The organism is Prevotella herbatica (genome assembly GCF_017347605.1).
Classification (GTDB): Bacteria; Bacteroidota; Bacteroidia; order Bacteroidales; family Bacteroidaceae; genus Prevotella; species Prevotella herbatica.
In genome coordinates, this window is sequence record NZ_AP024484.1 from 342,870 (window position 1) to 358,464 (window position 15,595).

Sequence of the window (15,595 nt, forward strand, 5' to 3'; positions counted from 1 at the left end):
TAATTACCTTGCAGAACTATTAATTATCATCAATAGTTCCGTCTCCAGGTTCAGGTTCCCATGGATTAGTTTGCATAGCATTTACATTGCTACTTGCAATTGGTTGCTGAACATCTGCTTCAATAACAAGGATTGAAGGACGCTGATACTCTTTTCTTTCTGTTTTCATTTGCATTTAATTGAATTATTTTTAAAATCATATCTTTTATGTCACATTAAAATCGGGACACGTGTAAGAAATTATTAAAAAGCAAGAACTGCACGCGCATCATAACCACCAAACACCTTATTCATGTTGTTCAAACATACGTATGAACTACCAAAATAAATTGTTACAGCATCAGTAGTATTGTATTCTGACGCAGTCCAATAATAATAATTTGAAGTCAATCCTGTACCTCCAGCCGATGTTAATGCATTGTTGATATTAGTCAGTAGAGCATAGCCATTATAGAGATTACCTGTACTCGAAATACTAATCTGCATGCTAGCCAAGTCTACTTTGCCTAAATTGGCACAAACATCCCACCATTGACCCATACTTGGGGAATACCAGCCGCTATTAGTAAACTTGGATATGTCAACATCATAATTATTGGCTGACTGCCATGCAGGATAGCTGCTATTACTTTTATTATATCCTTTGGTAAATGTTCCGTAATAGCCCGTGGTGATATCGTTATAATAACCACTAAATGTGGAAACTTGGGGAAGACCAGTATCACCAGTGTTAGGTCCCCAGGAAGTAGTTGCCGATATTGCATCTTGCAATGCCAAAGCATAACCATGTGTGTAGCCAGCATTATATTCAGCGGAACTTAACTGATTTGAGAAAACTATTCCTACTATTGTCTTGCCAAAGGTGCTTGTTCCTGTGGTGCCATCATCATAAAGGTAATCACCGATGTTTGCATCACCAATAAATACATTCTGGCGGGAAGTTTGAATAAGACTTGCAGAGGAATTTTTATATTTAAATACCTTATATTTTGCAGCACTAGGAGCTGTTCCACTTATTTTCCACCCCTTAGCCTTTGTTACGTCTGTACTATTATACTGGTTGTTACCTGTAATGGAAAGTGCAGCAGAGGGATTAACCAATAAGCGATATTTGCCAGCAGCTATATTAAGTGGATTGCTAGTTGCATCAAATGTAAAGCGGTAGGTATTTGCTCCGTTATATGTATAATGAACTTGATTAAAATCCATTTCTATCATTGACATCTGATGAGACATTGTGAAAGAACTGCTACCTGTAGAAACATCAACCGTTGCCATTGAAACCATCAAGTCCTGAGCTGTATATTTAGCGTGTGTGCCTTGATCTGTGGCGGGAGTCCAACTACTTATCAATGAAGCAAAGAAAGTCTCGGCTGTTGTTTGTGTTGCATCATACTTAGTGCTTGCTAGGCTCTCCTGATATGGATAGTAAGCGAAATACTTTGCACCATCATAATAGGGTAATTTATCCGTATTATCGCTGTTTAGCCAATAAGTGCCATCATAAGTATATTTAGCATTGGTCAATGCTAATGTTCCATCAGCCTTAACAGCGAATATGCCGATTGCGTCACCACTGCTGAATATGGTAGCTGTGCCGTCATCATTGGCACGTGTCTTTGCACTGTTGTCGTCTACTGAAGTAAACATACCATCAGATACATTTATCTTCATACTCTTAACGGGTGTATTGCCATCGCCTGCTAGAGTATCGTCTGACGAGCAACCACTCAACGTTATTAATAATGCACAACTAAATAGTCCTGCATTTAATAATTTACTTTTCATTAATTTATTTTTTATCGTGATATGTTAATTAAACTTATTGCTATATAGAACAATTTATTATTCTATATCGTTCCATCTCGAGAGTCTGGCTCCGATGGATTGGTTTGCAATGCATTTAAATTGCTACTTTGCAATTGATTGCTGTACTTCTGCTTCAATAATGAGGATTGAAGGACGTTGATATTCTTTTTTTTCATTTGCATTTAATTGAATTATTTGCTTCTAAGCATATTATTTATTCACTAAATAGCATACTTATTTGATGCAAAATTCCTTTCTATTACTTTGTAAGTAACAGAAAGGAATTGAAGATAAAATGGACGAATAATTGAAAAATAATAGTACACCAACGGAATAACAGCTTCCTTTGGAAATCAATATGCAGATTATATTATCTTTAAAATGTGTTTAAATCTAAATGCATTTTGACCAAATATGTCCTAATAGTTTGTTTTTTTCTTGATAATTAGTTAATAAAAGCAAATTAGTATATGAATTTATAAAATAATGACTATATTTGTCCCATAATAAACTATGTCTGTTACTTACAAAGTAACGGATATTTTTTATTATTTCGTTTAATGTTTGTTTTTATTTCTACACTCAATTTTCTTTGAGGCTGCTTATTTCACAGATAAACATTTGCAAACTTTTTTATTTGCTATTCCAATTTCCCTTGCATCAAAACCCTTCAGATATATTTGTGTTGTTCTGATATCAGAATGACCAAGAGCGGAGCTGATTACCTCAACTGGCACATGATGACGAAGAGCATTCGTAGCCCACGAATGGCGGAAGGTATAAGAAGAAACGTGAATCGTTATGTTCAAAGCCTTAGCTAAGCGCTTAAGTCCTGCATTGAACTTGCGCAGTAGTGATTGATAACTTTTATAACCTGTCTCTGTGCTAAGATCGAAGCTTGGCACACAAAGTTGTGTGATTAGTTTGCAAATTTCTTTATTAACAGGAATATTGACACTAGTACCTGTTTTGTGACGATTATATTTCAAAACACCATCAACAACAGAATTAACGTCTAAATGCTGCAAATCAACAAACGGCATGCCGCAAAGTTTATACATGGCGTTTGCCACTAATTGAACCTTCTTCAAAATAGGGCTTTCCACTTCGCCAGTAAGAAACTCTCGTAACTTTGGTTCATCAAGTGCCTTCTTATGATTTCTGTCAATGCCTGTGAACACATCATGAAATAGATTGAACACATATTTGGCAAGGCCAGCCATAACCGCCTTGTTGTATATGGCACGAAGCATGCGCATATATGTGGAAACAGTGTTGTAAGAATGGGAAGTACGGATAAGGTATTTCTCATAAAGCTTTAAAGCTTGGGGGGTTATGTCACTGAACATAATCACGTGACCTCCAAGAAACTCACTAAACGAGCTAGCGGCACAACCATAAAGGTGGGCAGTAGAAAAACTACCACTGCTTTTCAGTTTGTCGATACATGTTTGTGTAAATAAAGAAAATGTTACTTTCATAATTAATCTTTTTGGAAAAATACAAATGTACAAATCAAAAACCAATAAAAAGAAAGTACAAACTCATTTACAATTAAATAACACACGAAACATTGGTATTTTAATACAGATTATATATGTCTGTTCGAAATAATAGACAGAACAGTATCACGCATGTTTCTGCGGATTAACGCTGATATATATTTTTTTGCATGTACAATAACAGTATATTTTCCCGCAGATCTCACAGATTTACGCAGACAAAAGACAGTAGGGGTAAATGAATCAGTTAAAGCAGAGAACGTAGAGAACGACATCTGCCGGAGACTAGACTGTTAATGCTGAGATAAACCATTAAACAAGTAAACTTTGGAAAATTGTGATAAGATAAAAAAAAGTCCTTTTTATTTTGTGTTGTGTTCGGCTTACAGTATCTTTGCATAAGATAAGGCTACACTCGACAAAACATATAAGTAAACTTAATGATTTTGTTCTCGTTGGCACTATCTTTGCATAAGATAAGGCTACACTCGACAAAACATATAAGTAAACTTAATGATTTTGTTCTCGTTGGCACTATCTTTGCATAAGATAAGGCTACACTCGACAAAACATATAAGTAAACTTAATGATTTTGTTCTCGTTGGCACTATCTTTGGCAGAAATAGGCTCAAATCGGGATAATATCCAAGCATGCTTGATATTTATGCCCACGCTTACATGAACTTTACATTTAGAAATGAGATATGGAGGATTTTGAAGAGAAAAACGATAAACAACCTTTAGTTGACTTTGGACCAATAGAAGACAAGTCGAAAGGAATCATAAAAGTTATTGGAGTTGGCGGAGGAGGATGCAACGCTGTCAACAATATGTATCGTGAGGGTATCGTAAACGTTACTTTCGCTGTACTTAATACCGATAGTCAATCTTTGCAAAAATCACCTGTCACAGTGAAACTTCCACTTGGCGACACAGGACTTGGCGCCGGCGCTAATCCAGAAATAGGCAAAGACGCAGCTATGTCGAGTATAGAACAAATTCACCAACTACTTGATGACGGCACGAAAATGGCATTCATAACGGCCGGAATGGGTGGAGGCACAGGAACTGGTGCTGCCCCAATTATAGCAGGTGAAGCAAAAAAAATGGGAATACTCACTATCGGAATCGTCACTATCCCATTCTATTTTGAAAAGAGAAAAAAAATAATAAAGGCACTGCACGGCGTTGAAGAAATGCGCAAAAATGTTGATGCCTTGCTAATTATAAATAATGAAAGAATATGCGACATCTTCTCTAATGAAGAAGTTGCCGTGAAAGATGCTTTCAAAAGAGCCGACCAGATACTTAGCGATGCCACGAAATCAATATCTGAACTCATAACTGTTCAAGGCGACATAAACCTAGACTTCTGTGATGTAGAATCAACTCTTCGAGGAGGTGGTGGTGCAATAATGGCTATGGGGCAAGGAGAAGGTGAACATCGTGTGGAAAAATCTGTTGTTGACGCATTGGACTCACCACTTATATATGGAAACGAAATTGACAAAGCAAAACGAATATTGCTTAATATATATACAAGCAAGGACTATCCACTTCTGGTTAGCGAAATGAATGAAATAGACCAGTTCATGGATGCATTAGATCCAAATATTGACGTTATATGGGGTGTTAGTAACGATAATACTCTTGGCAAAAATGCTAAAGTGACAATCCTTGCCACAGGCTTTGAAGACGATGGAGAGGACGATCTTATTGACTCTACAAATGATTACTATTTTGAATCATTGATAGAAAAACTATACAAACCTTACAAGAGAAAGATATTTGATTTTGGTTTTAAAAATGAAAATGAATTCACTCCAGCAACAACTGTTGAAGATGAACCAGAAGACTTTCATGATGCACAACAAAATTATGATGAAAACGAACTATCTGAAGATAAAGTTGAAGAAGAAGAACCAGAAGAAAACAATTCTATAACATTCAAAATTTCTGCTGAAGATAATACAACAAGCAAAATTGCGGATGAACCTAGAAAAAAAATGTCGGATAATAATATGAATGTCTCTGAAGTACCGAATTTCAATCATCACAAAGCTTCTTTGCTTGACAAAGCTAAGTTTCTCATGGGCAAAATAACAGAACTGACACAAGATCCGGAATAAACAAAGTTTAACCAACTTAATAATACTGTACAAAATAAACAAACAGCGGATAATCTGATTATATAGCTATAACATATAACTGTGAAAATAATTTTAATATTGTTCATTTTTTCCGTAAAAATGCTAAAAATTAAGTTTATAGGTGTTTGATGTTTAAAAAGTCTTTGCCATTTAAGATAAAAACGGTAAATTTGCGTTGTTTTAAATATAAGGAAAATAAATATAATTATGAATAAGAAAATTTTAATTCCCCTTATTATTGTAGGTGTTCTACTCATCAGCGGTGTTATTTACCTGTCTGTGAATCTAAAATCACAAAAACAAGAGAACAAAGCTATGCAGGAATTGGCAGAGCTCGACAAGAAAGAGATGGAAAACGAGTATCAACAATTCGCCAATCAGTATAGCGAAATGAAAACTCAGATAAACAATGATTCTATCGTTGCACAGCTTACAACGGAGCAAGAACACACACAAAAACTGCTTCAGGAACTAAGAAATGTAAAAAGTTCCGACGCTGTAGAAATTACACGCCTTAAAAAAGAATTGGCAACTGTAAGGAAAGTATTGCGCAGCTACGTATTGGAAATAGATTCACTAAACCGTTTGAACAAAAACCTATCAGACGAGAACTATCACATAAAAGGACAATACGAAGAAGCGACGAAACAGATTGCTGGACTTAATACAGAAAGAGCCTCTTTGTCAGAGAAAGTAGCTATGGCATCACAGTTAGATGCGATTGGTATTAATATGTCTGCAAGAAACAAGAATGGGAAAAACACCAATAGACTAAAGAAGGCAACAGCATTTCAGCTTAATTTCAGCATAGCAAAAAATGTGACAGCAGCCAATGGAAATAAAACCATTTTTGTAAGAATAACATCGCCTACAGGAACTCTACTTGGCGGTTCAGGCTCTTTTAAATATGAAAACAGGAGCTTGGAAAGTTCAATGCAAAAGACAATAGAATACGGTGGTCAGGAAACTCCAGTAACGATGTATTGGAATGTATCACAAGCTTTAGTAGAAGGAACATACAACGTGAGCATCTTTGCTGATGGTAACATGATTGGTTCAAGAAGCTTTACATTTAAATAAATGAAGAAGATAATATCATTATTCATATTTTTTGGCGCATTTATGTCTGCCGAGGCTCAAAGAACATTGAGCCTTGACAGTTGTCGTGTATTAGCATTGCACAACAACAAACAGATCAATATATCTAAGTTAAAACAGGATATGGCAATGAATATAAGAAAAGCTGCTAAAACAAAGTATCTTCCAAAGGTTGATGCTGCTGGTGGCTATCAATATTTTAGCGAATCCATATCTCTGCTTAACAAAGACGAAAAGAACCAACTTAATAATTTAGGCACAAATATAGCCACACTGGCAGGCGGTAGTTTGTCGAGCATGGTCACAGGACTTGTACAACAAGGTGTTATTCCAGCGAGTGTTGCGCAACAGATAAGCGGTGCGATGGGACAGTTGGGAACCCCAATGGCTACAGCCGGCAACCAGATAGGCAATTCAATAGTAAAATCATTAGAAACAGACACTCATAATATTTGGGGAGGAGCAATAATGGTACGCCAACCTATTTATATGGGAGGTGCCATAACAGCTATTAATAATATAGCGAAGATTAACGAAAGTCTTACTGAAAATGATGCAGACTATAAGACGCAGTCTACATTATATAACATTGACCAAGCCTATTGGTTGGTAGTTTCACTAAAACAGAAACAGTTGCTTGCAAACAGTTACCTCAATTTGGTGAAAAAGCTGAATAGTGATGTTCAAAAGATGATAAAGGAAGGTGTAGCCACACATTCCGATGGATTGAGAGTCAACGTGAAAGTAAACGAAGCAGAAATGCAAGTAACACAAGTTGAAGATGGACTTACATTATCAAAAATGATGCTTTGCCAACTTTGTGGCATCCCAATGAGTGATAATATAATTCTTGCCGACGAAAGCAGTGATAGTCTGAACATAGACATGTCACAACAAACAGACAATGTAGCTGACAAAGATGCAGCTAGCAACAACCGTCCAGAGCTACGCATGTTGCAAAATAGCATAGAAATAAGCCAACAAGCAACCAAACTTGTAAGAGCTGAATATTTACCACATGTTCTTCTGACAGGAGGATATCTTGTTAGTAACCCTAACATATACAATAGTTTTGAAAGAAAATTCGCAGGGACATGGAATGTAGGCGTAATATTACAAGTCCCAGTATGGAATTGGTTTGAAAGTTCATATAAAATAAGAGCCTCAAAAGTAGCTACATGCATGGCTCAAATGGAATTATGTGATACTAAAGAAAAAATAGACTTACAAATAACACAGAGTCAATTTAAAGTAAAGGAAGCACACAAGAAACTTACTATGGCACGTAGAAACATAAAAAGTGCTGAGGAAAACCTACGTTGCGCAAACCTTGGATTTAAAGAAGGTATAATGGAGACAACAGACGTAATGACAGCACAGACAGCTTGGCAACAGGCTCAAAGTCAGAAAATAGACGCTGAGGTCGAAGTAAAATTATCCCTTGTTAACCTCCAAAAGGCTCTAGGAGTATTAAGATATTAAAATTGTTGAAAATAGAAATATAATAATCATGTCAGCAAAATCACAGCATAACAACATTCTACTCGCAGTATTGGGATTTACTCTTGTAGTCGTGGTTGTAGGATTAATCGGTTTCTTTACTCTTGGGAAGCAAGATGAAACCATTCAGGGAGAAGTTGAAGTTTCTGAATACAGAGTTTCATGCAAACTTCCTGGGCGAATTGTGGAATTAAGAGTGAAAGAGGGAGACTATGTACATGTAGGCGACACACTTGCTATACTCGAAATTCCAGAAATTGATGCCCAAAAGAAGGTAGCACAGGCTACAGGAAATGCAGCTAAAGCACTGCAAGACCTTACTGATGCCGGTGCACGCAAGGAACAGATACAAGGAGCCTATGAACTAGTGCAACAGGCAAAAGCTGCAGGGGATATTGCGAAGAAATCATATATTCGTATGCAACATCTATATGATGAGGGAGTTATGAGTGGTCAGAAACGTGACGAGGCTTTTGCTGCCTATAAAGCTACAGAAGCTCAGGTTAAGGCTGCGCAAAGTCAATATGATCTTGCTCGCAATGGCGCACGTGAGCAAGAAAAACGTATAGCAGCAAATAATGCCAAAGCAGCACAGAGTACTGTAGACGTAGTAAGTTCACTGTTGAAAGAAACTGTACAAATTGCACAGGTTGAAGGTGAAGTTAGTGATGTATATCCAAAAGTTGGAGAACTTGTAGGTATGGGTTCTCCTATCATGAGTATTTCTATCATGAGCGACAAATGGGGTACTTTCAACATACGCGAGGACCAATTAAAAGGGATGAAGATAGGTGATATATTTACTGCATTCGTACCAGCCTTCAACAAGGACATCAGAATGAAAGTATATTATATAAAGGATCAAGGCAGCTATGCTGTTTGGAAGGCAACCAAGACAACAGGGCAATACGACCTGAAGACTTTTGAAGTTAAGGCGCGCCCGATAGACAAATTAGACGGGCTACGCCCAGGAATGAGTTTGATTAAGAAATAAATGCGCGTTTTAAAGCAAATATATAGTATCGCTATTCGCGAATGCGGAATACTCATGAAAAATCCTATATATGGATTTTGTATGGTTTTATTCCCGACATTCGTTGTTTTCTTTTTTACGTCACTCATGAACAAAGGTTTACCTACAGATATGCCAGTCGGAATTGTAGACCTTGACCATACAGCAACTACGCGTTCTATGATAAGACACCTAGATGCTTTTCAAACAACGAAAGTAGTTGCCGAATACAACAATGTAAATGAGGCAAGACAAGCAATACAGGAAAACAAAATATATGCTTTTCTATATATACCACGAGGAACAACAGATGGACTGATGACATCAAGTCAACCTAAGATATCTTTCTATTATAGCAATGTGACATTGGTTGCAGGGTCCATGTTATTTCGCGACTTGAAGACTATTTCATCGCTAGGTTCAGCGTCAATTGGCAAAACAAAACTGAGTGCATTTGGTAAAACTGATGATGAAATTAAGACATATCTGCAACCTGTAGCAATAGATTTGCACATGATTGGGAATCCTTGGTCAAACTATAATGTTTATCTTAGTACTGTAATGGTTCCAGGAATATTAATGCTATTTATATTTCTGCTTACACCTTATTCTATAGGTACAGAACTGAAATTCAAACATTCAAAGGAATGGTTTGCAATGGCAGGTAACAATCCTTGGATAGCTATTGCAGGTAAGCTGCTCCCACAATTCATGATATTTCTTACAATATTCTATCTTTTTGAACTCTATATTTATTACATATTAGGATTTCCACATCCAGGCGGTGTCTTTACCATGCTACTACTTGGTTTTCTTGCAGTTATATCAGCACAAGGATTCGGAGTCTTTGCATTTGGACTTATGCCATCACTAAGAATGTCGATGAGCATCTGCTCACTATGGGCTGTGGTAAGTTTCTCTACAAGTGGAGCAACATATCCGGCTTTTTCAATGAATCCTATCATACAGGGACTGACAAATTTATTTCCGCTGCGACACTATTACATGATATATCAAATCAATATATTTAACGGTTACCCACTGATGGACGCATGGTTCAGTATATCAGCCCTTATACTATTCGCATTACTGCCGATATTCGTGATGGGAAACATTAAGAGGGCTATGCTACTTTATGTATATATACCATAATGGAGAAGAACGAAGGATTATTAAATAAGATACTAAATGGTCTCAGAGATATGTGTTATATCTGGGCTAAAGAAATGCGCTCTACCATTACTGATGAAGGTGTGCTCATTTTCTTTATACTAGTACCACTAGGATACCCTCTACTCTACTCATGGATATACAATAATGAAGTAGTAAGAGAGGTTCCTGTAGCCATAGTAGACCAATCACATAGTCAGACAAGCCGCGAATTTATACGCGAACTAGACGCAAGTCCTGACACAAAAGTTGCTTATTACTGTAACAGTATAGATGAGGCAAAAGATCTAATTGGTAAGCAGGAAGTACATGGAATATTGTATTTCCCAAAAGATTTTGCAACAAAACTGTTTCGTTCAGAACAAGCACATATGAGTTTATATTGCGACATGAGTCTCATGCTGACATATAAAGCTATCTATCAAACGGCACAGGCTGTTGCGAGCAAAATAAACAATAATATTCAAATAGCTCAGTCAAAAGACTACACCAATAGAGACGATGAAATAACCACAAAGCCACTTGACTTTGCTGAAGTTCCTATATTTAATTCTACTGGAGGATATGGAAATGCTATAATACCGGGAGTACTCATACTTATTCTACAACAAACATTAATGTTGGGAATTGGTCTTGGTGCAGGAACAGCACGCGAAAGCAACAGATATAAAGATCTTGTGCCTATAAGCCGACACTATATCGGAATATTCAGAATAGTGCTTGGTAAGTCTATGTGCTATTTTATGATTTATAGTGTAATGGCGGCATATATAACAATGTGCGTTCCACGATTTTTCAATTACACAATGCTTGCATCTGGAATAGATCTACTAGGACTTATGGTTCCATTTCTTTCAGCTGTTATATTCTTTGGAATGGCATTGTCATGTTTAGTTAGATATAGAGAGAACGTAATGCTACTGGTAATATTCACATCAGTGCCACTATTATTCATGTCAGGTATTTCATGGCCACTAGCTGATATGCCGGGGGTATGGCAAGCTATTGCCTATATTTTCCCATCTACATTCGGAATTAGAGGATTCCTAAGAATTAGCAGTATGGGCGGAACTCTATCCGATATACAGCCAGAAGTAACTGTATTGTGGATACAAACAGTAGTATACTTGTTGCTAACATGTATAGTATACAGATTCCAGATTAGCAACACACGAAAGCATGCTTATGAGAAGATTGAGCTTCTGAAGAAAAAAGCTATTGAAGCAAAAGAGAAAAACAAAAAAGTACAGGAATAATGATATAATACAAAGAGGTGGAGAATTAATAAATTCTCCACCTCTTTTGTTTATTTTATAAATAGCTAATCAGTCCTTCATCTTAACTATTTCTGTAGGAGCCTGTTCCTTGTTTCTGCGATTGACAACTGTAATAACAGACTGTGCCAAACTCAGGAAAGCCTGACCTGTAATTGTGTCTACTTTAGTTGCTGCAGGTTCACCGGCATCACCACTCTCACAAATACTCTGAACAATAGGAATCTGAGCCAGCAAAGCTACACCTAATTCATTAGCTAAGTTCTTTGCGCCATCTTTTCCAAAGATATAATATTTATTATCTGGTAACTCTGCAGGAGTGAAATAAGCCATATTCTCAACAAGTCCAAGGATTGGAACATTAACCTTATCATTGCGATACATATCAATACCTTTACGTGCATCAGCAAGAGCCACTTTCTGAGGAGTACTAACGATAACAGCACCAGTGATAGAAAGGGTTTGTAGCAATGTAAGATGTATATCACTTGTGCCAGGAGGAGTGTCTAGAATGAAATAATCCAAATCTCCCCAATCAGCATCGGCAATAAGTTGCTTCAGAGCAGATGTTGCCATACCGCCACGCCATAAAGTCGCAGTATCAGGATTTACGAAAAAGCCAATACTTAATAGTTTTACACCATATTTTTCTATTGGTTCTATTAGCTGCCTACCATCCTTATTTACACCACAAGGGCGAGCATCCTCAACTCCGAACATTTTAGGCATTGAAGGACCGAATATATCAGTATCAAGAAGTCCAACTTTATATCCTAGACGAGCTAACGCTATAGCAAGATTCGCTGAGACCGTACTCTTACCTACTCCACCTTTACCAGAACTTACTGCAATAACATTCTTTACCTGCGGCAGAAGTTTGCCAACCTCTGGACGTGGAGCTGATTTAAATTCCGTTTCGATAGTAACTTCAACTTTCTTATCCACATGATAATGAATAGCAGCCTCAGCAGCCTTTAAAGTTGATTTGAGAAATGGGTCTGTGTCACGAGGGAAAATTAGTGTGACGGTAACCTTCATCCCATCAATATGCACATTATCCATAGCAACCATATCGCTCTCCACAAGGTTTTTCTTCGTACCTGGATATACAACAGTCGCTAGGGCATCTGTAATTAGTTTTGGGTATAATGTCATAATCTAATAATTTATTAATAATGCAAAAGTAATTATATTTTTTGATTAAACATAATGAGAGTCAAAAAAAATAGTGCATTGTCTCACGACTATGCACTATTAAGTTAACTCAACTTTAAAATTTTGTATACTGACACCCTCACGAGCATAAGCACACACGACTAATTAAAATAATCTCATCAATTAATGATGAGCATATCTCTAAATGGAAATAAATCCATAACATCATATTAATTAAGAATGTATAAATATACCGAATATACTATTAAAAAATACAGTAGCTATACATATTTGCAAATGTACGTTTAAATTTTTAAATCAACAAACTTTTTGCATTTTTTCACTTACCTGTTTCTGAGCCACTTCTTTTAGGTCTGTGATAGCTTCTGTAATCATCCAAAGGAATCTCAATATCAGGTTCGTTTAGTTCGGCTTTACGCGGCAATTTAAACTTCATATACTTGATGTTTAATCCCCTTTCTATCCACATACTTTCGTAATAAGTTTGAATAGAAAGTATCTTACGAGTATCTGAATCCAGATTATCGTGATACAGATCTTCCGTACAAATAAGTACTGGCAACTTATTTACATCAACCATATACTTAGTATAAGTAAATAAGAAATTAGAGTCTGTTTTTAAATGAATAATACCTTTATCAACAAGGAAATGACGATATCTGTCCATGAAGAAAGTACTAGTGAGTCGCTTATGGGCGTTTTTCATCTGAGGATCACTAAAAGTGAGCCATATCTCCTCTACTTCATCAATATCGAAAAACCTATCAATAATCTCTATGTTAGTTCTGAGAAAAGCGACATTTTCAAGATTTGCTTCTATTGCTTTTTTAGCTCCAGTCCACATACGTGCACCCTTGATGTCTACACCAACAAAGTTTACATTTGGATACAGTTTGGCAAGCTCTACGGTATATTCGCCCTTACCACAACCAAGTTCCAATACTATAGGATTATCATTCTTAAAAAAATCTTGATTCCAATGTCCCTTCATATCAAAAGGTACATTGTCTATGATAGAAAACGGATATTGAAACACGTTTCTGAATGTTTCCATCTCCGCAAACTTTTCTAATTTTCCTTTGCTCATAAATGTATATTCATAAAATTAAAAAGGTCGTACCCGTGTAGTTTTGTGTACTTCGGATACGATCTTATTATGTAGTTGTATTTGTTCTATTCGGCAATATTCTGCTGCTCTTCAGCTTTCAGATCTTCATAGAAGTGGGCATGAGCTGTTAAATTGTATGGTGCAAGGAATAAGAATCCTATTCCACATGTTATTATACTAAGGATAAGCCAGCCTATCATGCTCAAATCGAGTATGAATAAATCCAGTTTATGACCTTTCATCATTGCCATACTCTTTTCAATAGCTGAATTGTATTTCAAATCAGGGTCATCCAACAAGATATAATTGGTCATACTGTATGAGTACATCTTCATAATTCCAGGGATGATAAACAATAGCGTCCAAAGCAGTGTATATACTCCTCGAAGTAGGTTGGTTAGCATTATTCGAAAATAGTCCTTGAATCCTTCAAACATTTTGCCAAGGTCTAGTTCTCCTTTGCGTATGTTTTCTAAAAACATTATTTCAAATCCCCAAGCGATAGGTGATAATAAAATCTGTATGATATTGCCAAGTGGATCTAATTTTGTCGGACATGATTGTGTTAAGGTAACACCATAAGAGAATGTTATTGCTATTCCCCCAAATATTATCATATATATAAGGGTAGCAATAGCAGAGTTTCCCCATTTACCAGTTAGCGATTCTATCGCTCTGTCTTTGTAACCAGAAATATTGTCCATAGTATTTTTGTTATTTTGTTAATTAATCGATGACAACTGTAGTCCAGTCGTGCTTATCCTCAACAGTACCATACTGAATTCCACGAAGCGTATCATAGAGTTTCTTTGATATCTTGCCAGGCTCTGCACCAAAGTCATAGCGCTTACCATTATCAAGATCATCGATAAAACTAATTGGACTTATTACAGCTGCTGTTCCGCAAGCTCCAGCCTCTTCAAATGTTTCAAGTTCATCCTCTGGAATCTGACGACGCTCAACCTTCATTCCTAAATCTTCTGCAAGTTGCATAAGACTCTTGTTGGTGATACTAGGCAGAATAGATGTACTCTTTGGAGTAACATAAGTATTGTTCTTAATACCGAAGAAATTTGCAGCACCACATTCATCCATATACTTCTTTTCCTTTGCATCAAGATAGAACTCACAAGCATATCCCTTTTCATGTGCAATTGCGTTCGCCTTAAGACTGGCAGCATAATTACCACCGACTTTATATATACCTGTACCAAGAGGAGCTGAACGATCATAATCACGAATAATAACATAAGGATTAGTCGAGAAGCCACCCTTGAAGTAAGGTCCAACAGGAGTTACAAATATAGTAAACAAATATTCTGTAGAAGGATGTACACCAACCTGTGCACTAGTACCAATAAGCAATGGACGTACATAAAGAGTTGCGCCACTCTCATAAGTAGGAATAAATTCCTGGTTAAGTCTAACAACCTTTTTCACCATTTCCTCAAATAGCTCTGTAGGAACTTCAGGCATAAGAATACCGCGGCATGTGCTCTGTAAACGAGCAGCATTTTCGTCCATACGGAACACTCTCACCTTACCATCAGGGCAACGATATGCCTTCAAGCCTTCAAAAGCTTCCTGACCATAATGTAGACAGGTTGAAGCCATATGCAATTTAATATACTCATCGGAGCAAACTTCTATCTCGCCCCATTTTCCGTTGCGATAATAGCAGCGAACATTGTAGTCTGTTGGTATGTAGCCAAAAGACAAGTTAGACCAATCTAGATCTTTCATAACATGTATTTTAAATGTTCAACGTAATAACTTAGCGCAAAAGTACGAATAAA

The 15,595-nt window shown here is 36.7% G+C and carries 13 protein-coding genes; 6 read left to right on the plus strand and 7 right to left on the minus strand.

The window, feature by feature from the left end; genetic code table 11:
* Positions 1–19 precede the first annotated feature (19 nt).
* From prwr041_RS01425 to prwr041_RS01435, 3 genes are all read right to left on the minus strand, one after another.
* Positions 20–169, minus strand: coding sequence for a hypothetical protein (locus tag prwr041_RS01425; protein ID WP_207155708.1), 150 nt, complete (start codon positions 167–169; stop codon positions 20–22).
* A 74-nt stretch (positions 170–243) separates the two neighbouring features.
* The gene (locus prwr041_RS01430) at positions 244–1,788 is read right to left on the minus strand and encodes a fimbrillin family protein (protein ID WP_237072276.1); all 1,545 of its coding nucleotides are present in this window, start codon (positions 1,786–1,788) and stop codon (positions 244–246) included.
* Between the two features lie 623 nt (positions 1,789–2,411).
* Positions 2,412–3,290: a tyrosine-type recombinase/integrase gene (locus prwr041_RS01435; protein WP_207154552.1), complete on the minus strand. Its 879-nt coding sequence runs from the start codon at positions 3,288–3,290 to the stop codon at positions 2,412–2,414.
* A gap of 725 nt (positions 3,291–4,015) precedes the next feature.
* On the opposite strand from prwr041_RS01435, the gene ftsZ reads away from it, so the two are divergent.
* The 6 genes from ftsZ (at position 4,016) to prwr041_RS01465 (ending at position 11,497) form a co-directional block, all read left to right on the plus strand.
* Positions 4,016–5,440 (plus strand): cell division protein FtsZ, encoded by a 1,425-nt coding sequence (gene ftsZ, locus prwr041_RS01440; protein WP_207154553.1) that lies wholly within the window; start codon positions 4,016–4,018, stop codon positions 5,438–5,440.
* 228 nt (positions 5,441–5,668) lie between these two features.
* Complete coding sequence (locus tag prwr041_RS01445) at positions 5,669–6,541, plus strand: hypothetical protein (protein ID WP_207154554.1); 873 nt, start codon at positions 5,669–5,671, stop codon at positions 6,539–6,541.
* A complete protein-coding gene (locus prwr041_RS01450) occupies positions 6,542–8,041 on the plus strand; it encodes a TolC family protein (protein ID WP_207154555.1) in 1,500 nt (499 codons plus the stop codon).
* Positions 8,042–8,069: 28 nt separating this feature from the next.
* Entirely contained in the window at positions 8,070–9,053 is a 984-nt protein-coding gene (locus tag prwr041_RS01455; RefSeq protein ID WP_207154556.1) for an HlyD family secretion protein, read from the plus strand.
* A complete protein-coding gene (locus tag prwr041_RS01460; RefSeq protein WP_207154557.1) occupies positions 9,054–10,223 on the plus strand; it encodes an ABC transporter permease in 1,170 nt (389 codons plus the stop codon). It begins immediately after the preceding gene.
* A complete protein-coding gene (locus prwr041_RS01465) occupies positions 10,223–11,497 on the plus strand; it encodes an ABC transporter permease (RefSeq protein ID WP_207154558.1) in 1,275 nt (424 codons plus the stop codon). Before prwr041_RS01460 ends, prwr041_RS01465 begins: the two co-directional genes overlap by 1 nt.
* Before the next feature lie 69 nt (positions 11,498–11,566).
* On the opposite strand, the gene prwr041_RS01470 is transcribed toward prwr041_RS01465, so the two are convergent.
* The 4 genes from prwr041_RS01470 to prwr041_RS01485 all read right to left on the minus strand — a co-directional run bounded on the left by prwr041_RS01470 (position 11,567) and on the right by prwr041_RS01485 (position 15,542).
* Entirely contained in the window at positions 11,567–12,670 is a 1,104-nt protein-coding gene (locus prwr041_RS01470) for an Mrp/NBP35 family ATP-binding protein (RefSeq protein WP_207154559.1), read from the minus strand.
* 340 nt (positions 12,671–13,010) lie between these two features.
* Positions 13,011–13,778 carry a tRNA (guanosine(46)-N7)-methyltransferase TrmB gene (gene trmB / locus prwr041_RS01475; protein WP_207154560.1) on the minus strand — a complete coding sequence of 256 codons (768 nt, stop codon included), beginning with the start codon at positions 13,776–13,778 and terminating at the stop codon, positions 13,011–13,013.
* Between the two features lie 86 nt (positions 13,779–13,864).
* Positions 13,865–14,503: a DUF975 family protein gene (locus tag prwr041_RS01480; RefSeq protein ID WP_207154561.1), complete on the minus strand. Its 639-nt coding sequence runs from the start codon at positions 14,501–14,503 to the stop codon at positions 13,865–13,867.
* Between the two features lie 22 nt (positions 14,504–14,525).
* Entirely contained in the window at positions 14,526–15,542 is a 1,017-nt protein-coding gene (locus prwr041_RS01485) for a branched-chain amino acid aminotransferase (protein WP_207154562.1), read from the minus strand.
* Positions 15,543–15,595 lie beyond the last annotated feature (53 nt).

Coding starts and splice junctions, on each gene's coding strand:
- prwr041_RS01425 (WP_207155708.1), bottom strand. CDS start 169: ATGAAAACAGAAAGAAAAGAGTATCAGCGTCCTTCAATCCTTGTTATT.
- prwr041_RS01430 (WP_237072276.1), bottom strand. CDS start 1,788: ATGAAAAGTAAATTATTAAATGCAGGACTATTTAGTTGTGCATTATTA.
- prwr041_RS01435 (WP_207154552.1), bottom strand. CDS start 3,290: ATGAAAGTAACATTTTCTTTATTTACACAAACATGTATCGACAAACTG.
- ftsZ (WP_207154553.1), top strand. CDS start 4,016: ATGGAGGATTTTGAAGAGAAAAACGATAAACAACCTTTAGTTGACTTT.
- prwr041_RS01445 (WP_207154554.1), top strand. CDS start 5,669: ATGAATAAGAAAATTTTAATTCCCCTTATTATTGTAGGTGTTCTACTC.
- prwr041_RS01450 (WP_207154555.1), top strand. CDS start 6,542: ATGAAGAAGATAATATCATTATTCATATTTTTTGGCGCATTTATGTCT.
- prwr041_RS01455 (WP_207154556.1), top strand. CDS start 8,070: ATGTCAGCAAAATCACAGCATAACAACATTCTACTCGCAGTATTGGGA.
- prwr041_RS01460 (WP_207154557.1), top strand. CDS start 9,054: ATGCGCGTTTTAAAGCAAATATATAGTATCGCTATTCGCGAATGCGGA.
- prwr041_RS01465 (WP_207154558.1), top strand. CDS start 10,223: ATGGAGAAGAACGAAGGATTATTAAATAAGATACTAAATGGTCTCAGA.
- prwr041_RS01470 (WP_207154559.1), bottom strand. CDS start 12,670: ATGACATTATACCCAAAACTAATTACAGATGCCCTAGCGACTGTTGTA.
- trmB (WP_207154560.1), bottom strand. CDS start 13,778: ATGAGCAAAGGAAAATTAGAAAAGTTTGCGGAGATGGAAACATTCAGA.
- prwr041_RS01480 (WP_207154561.1), bottom strand. CDS start 14,503: ATGGACAATATTTCTGGTTACAAAGACAGAGCGATAGAATCGCTAACT.
- prwr041_RS01485 (WP_207154562.1), bottom strand. CDS start 15,542: ATGAAAGATCTAGATTGGTCTAACTTGTCTTTTGGCTACATACCAACA.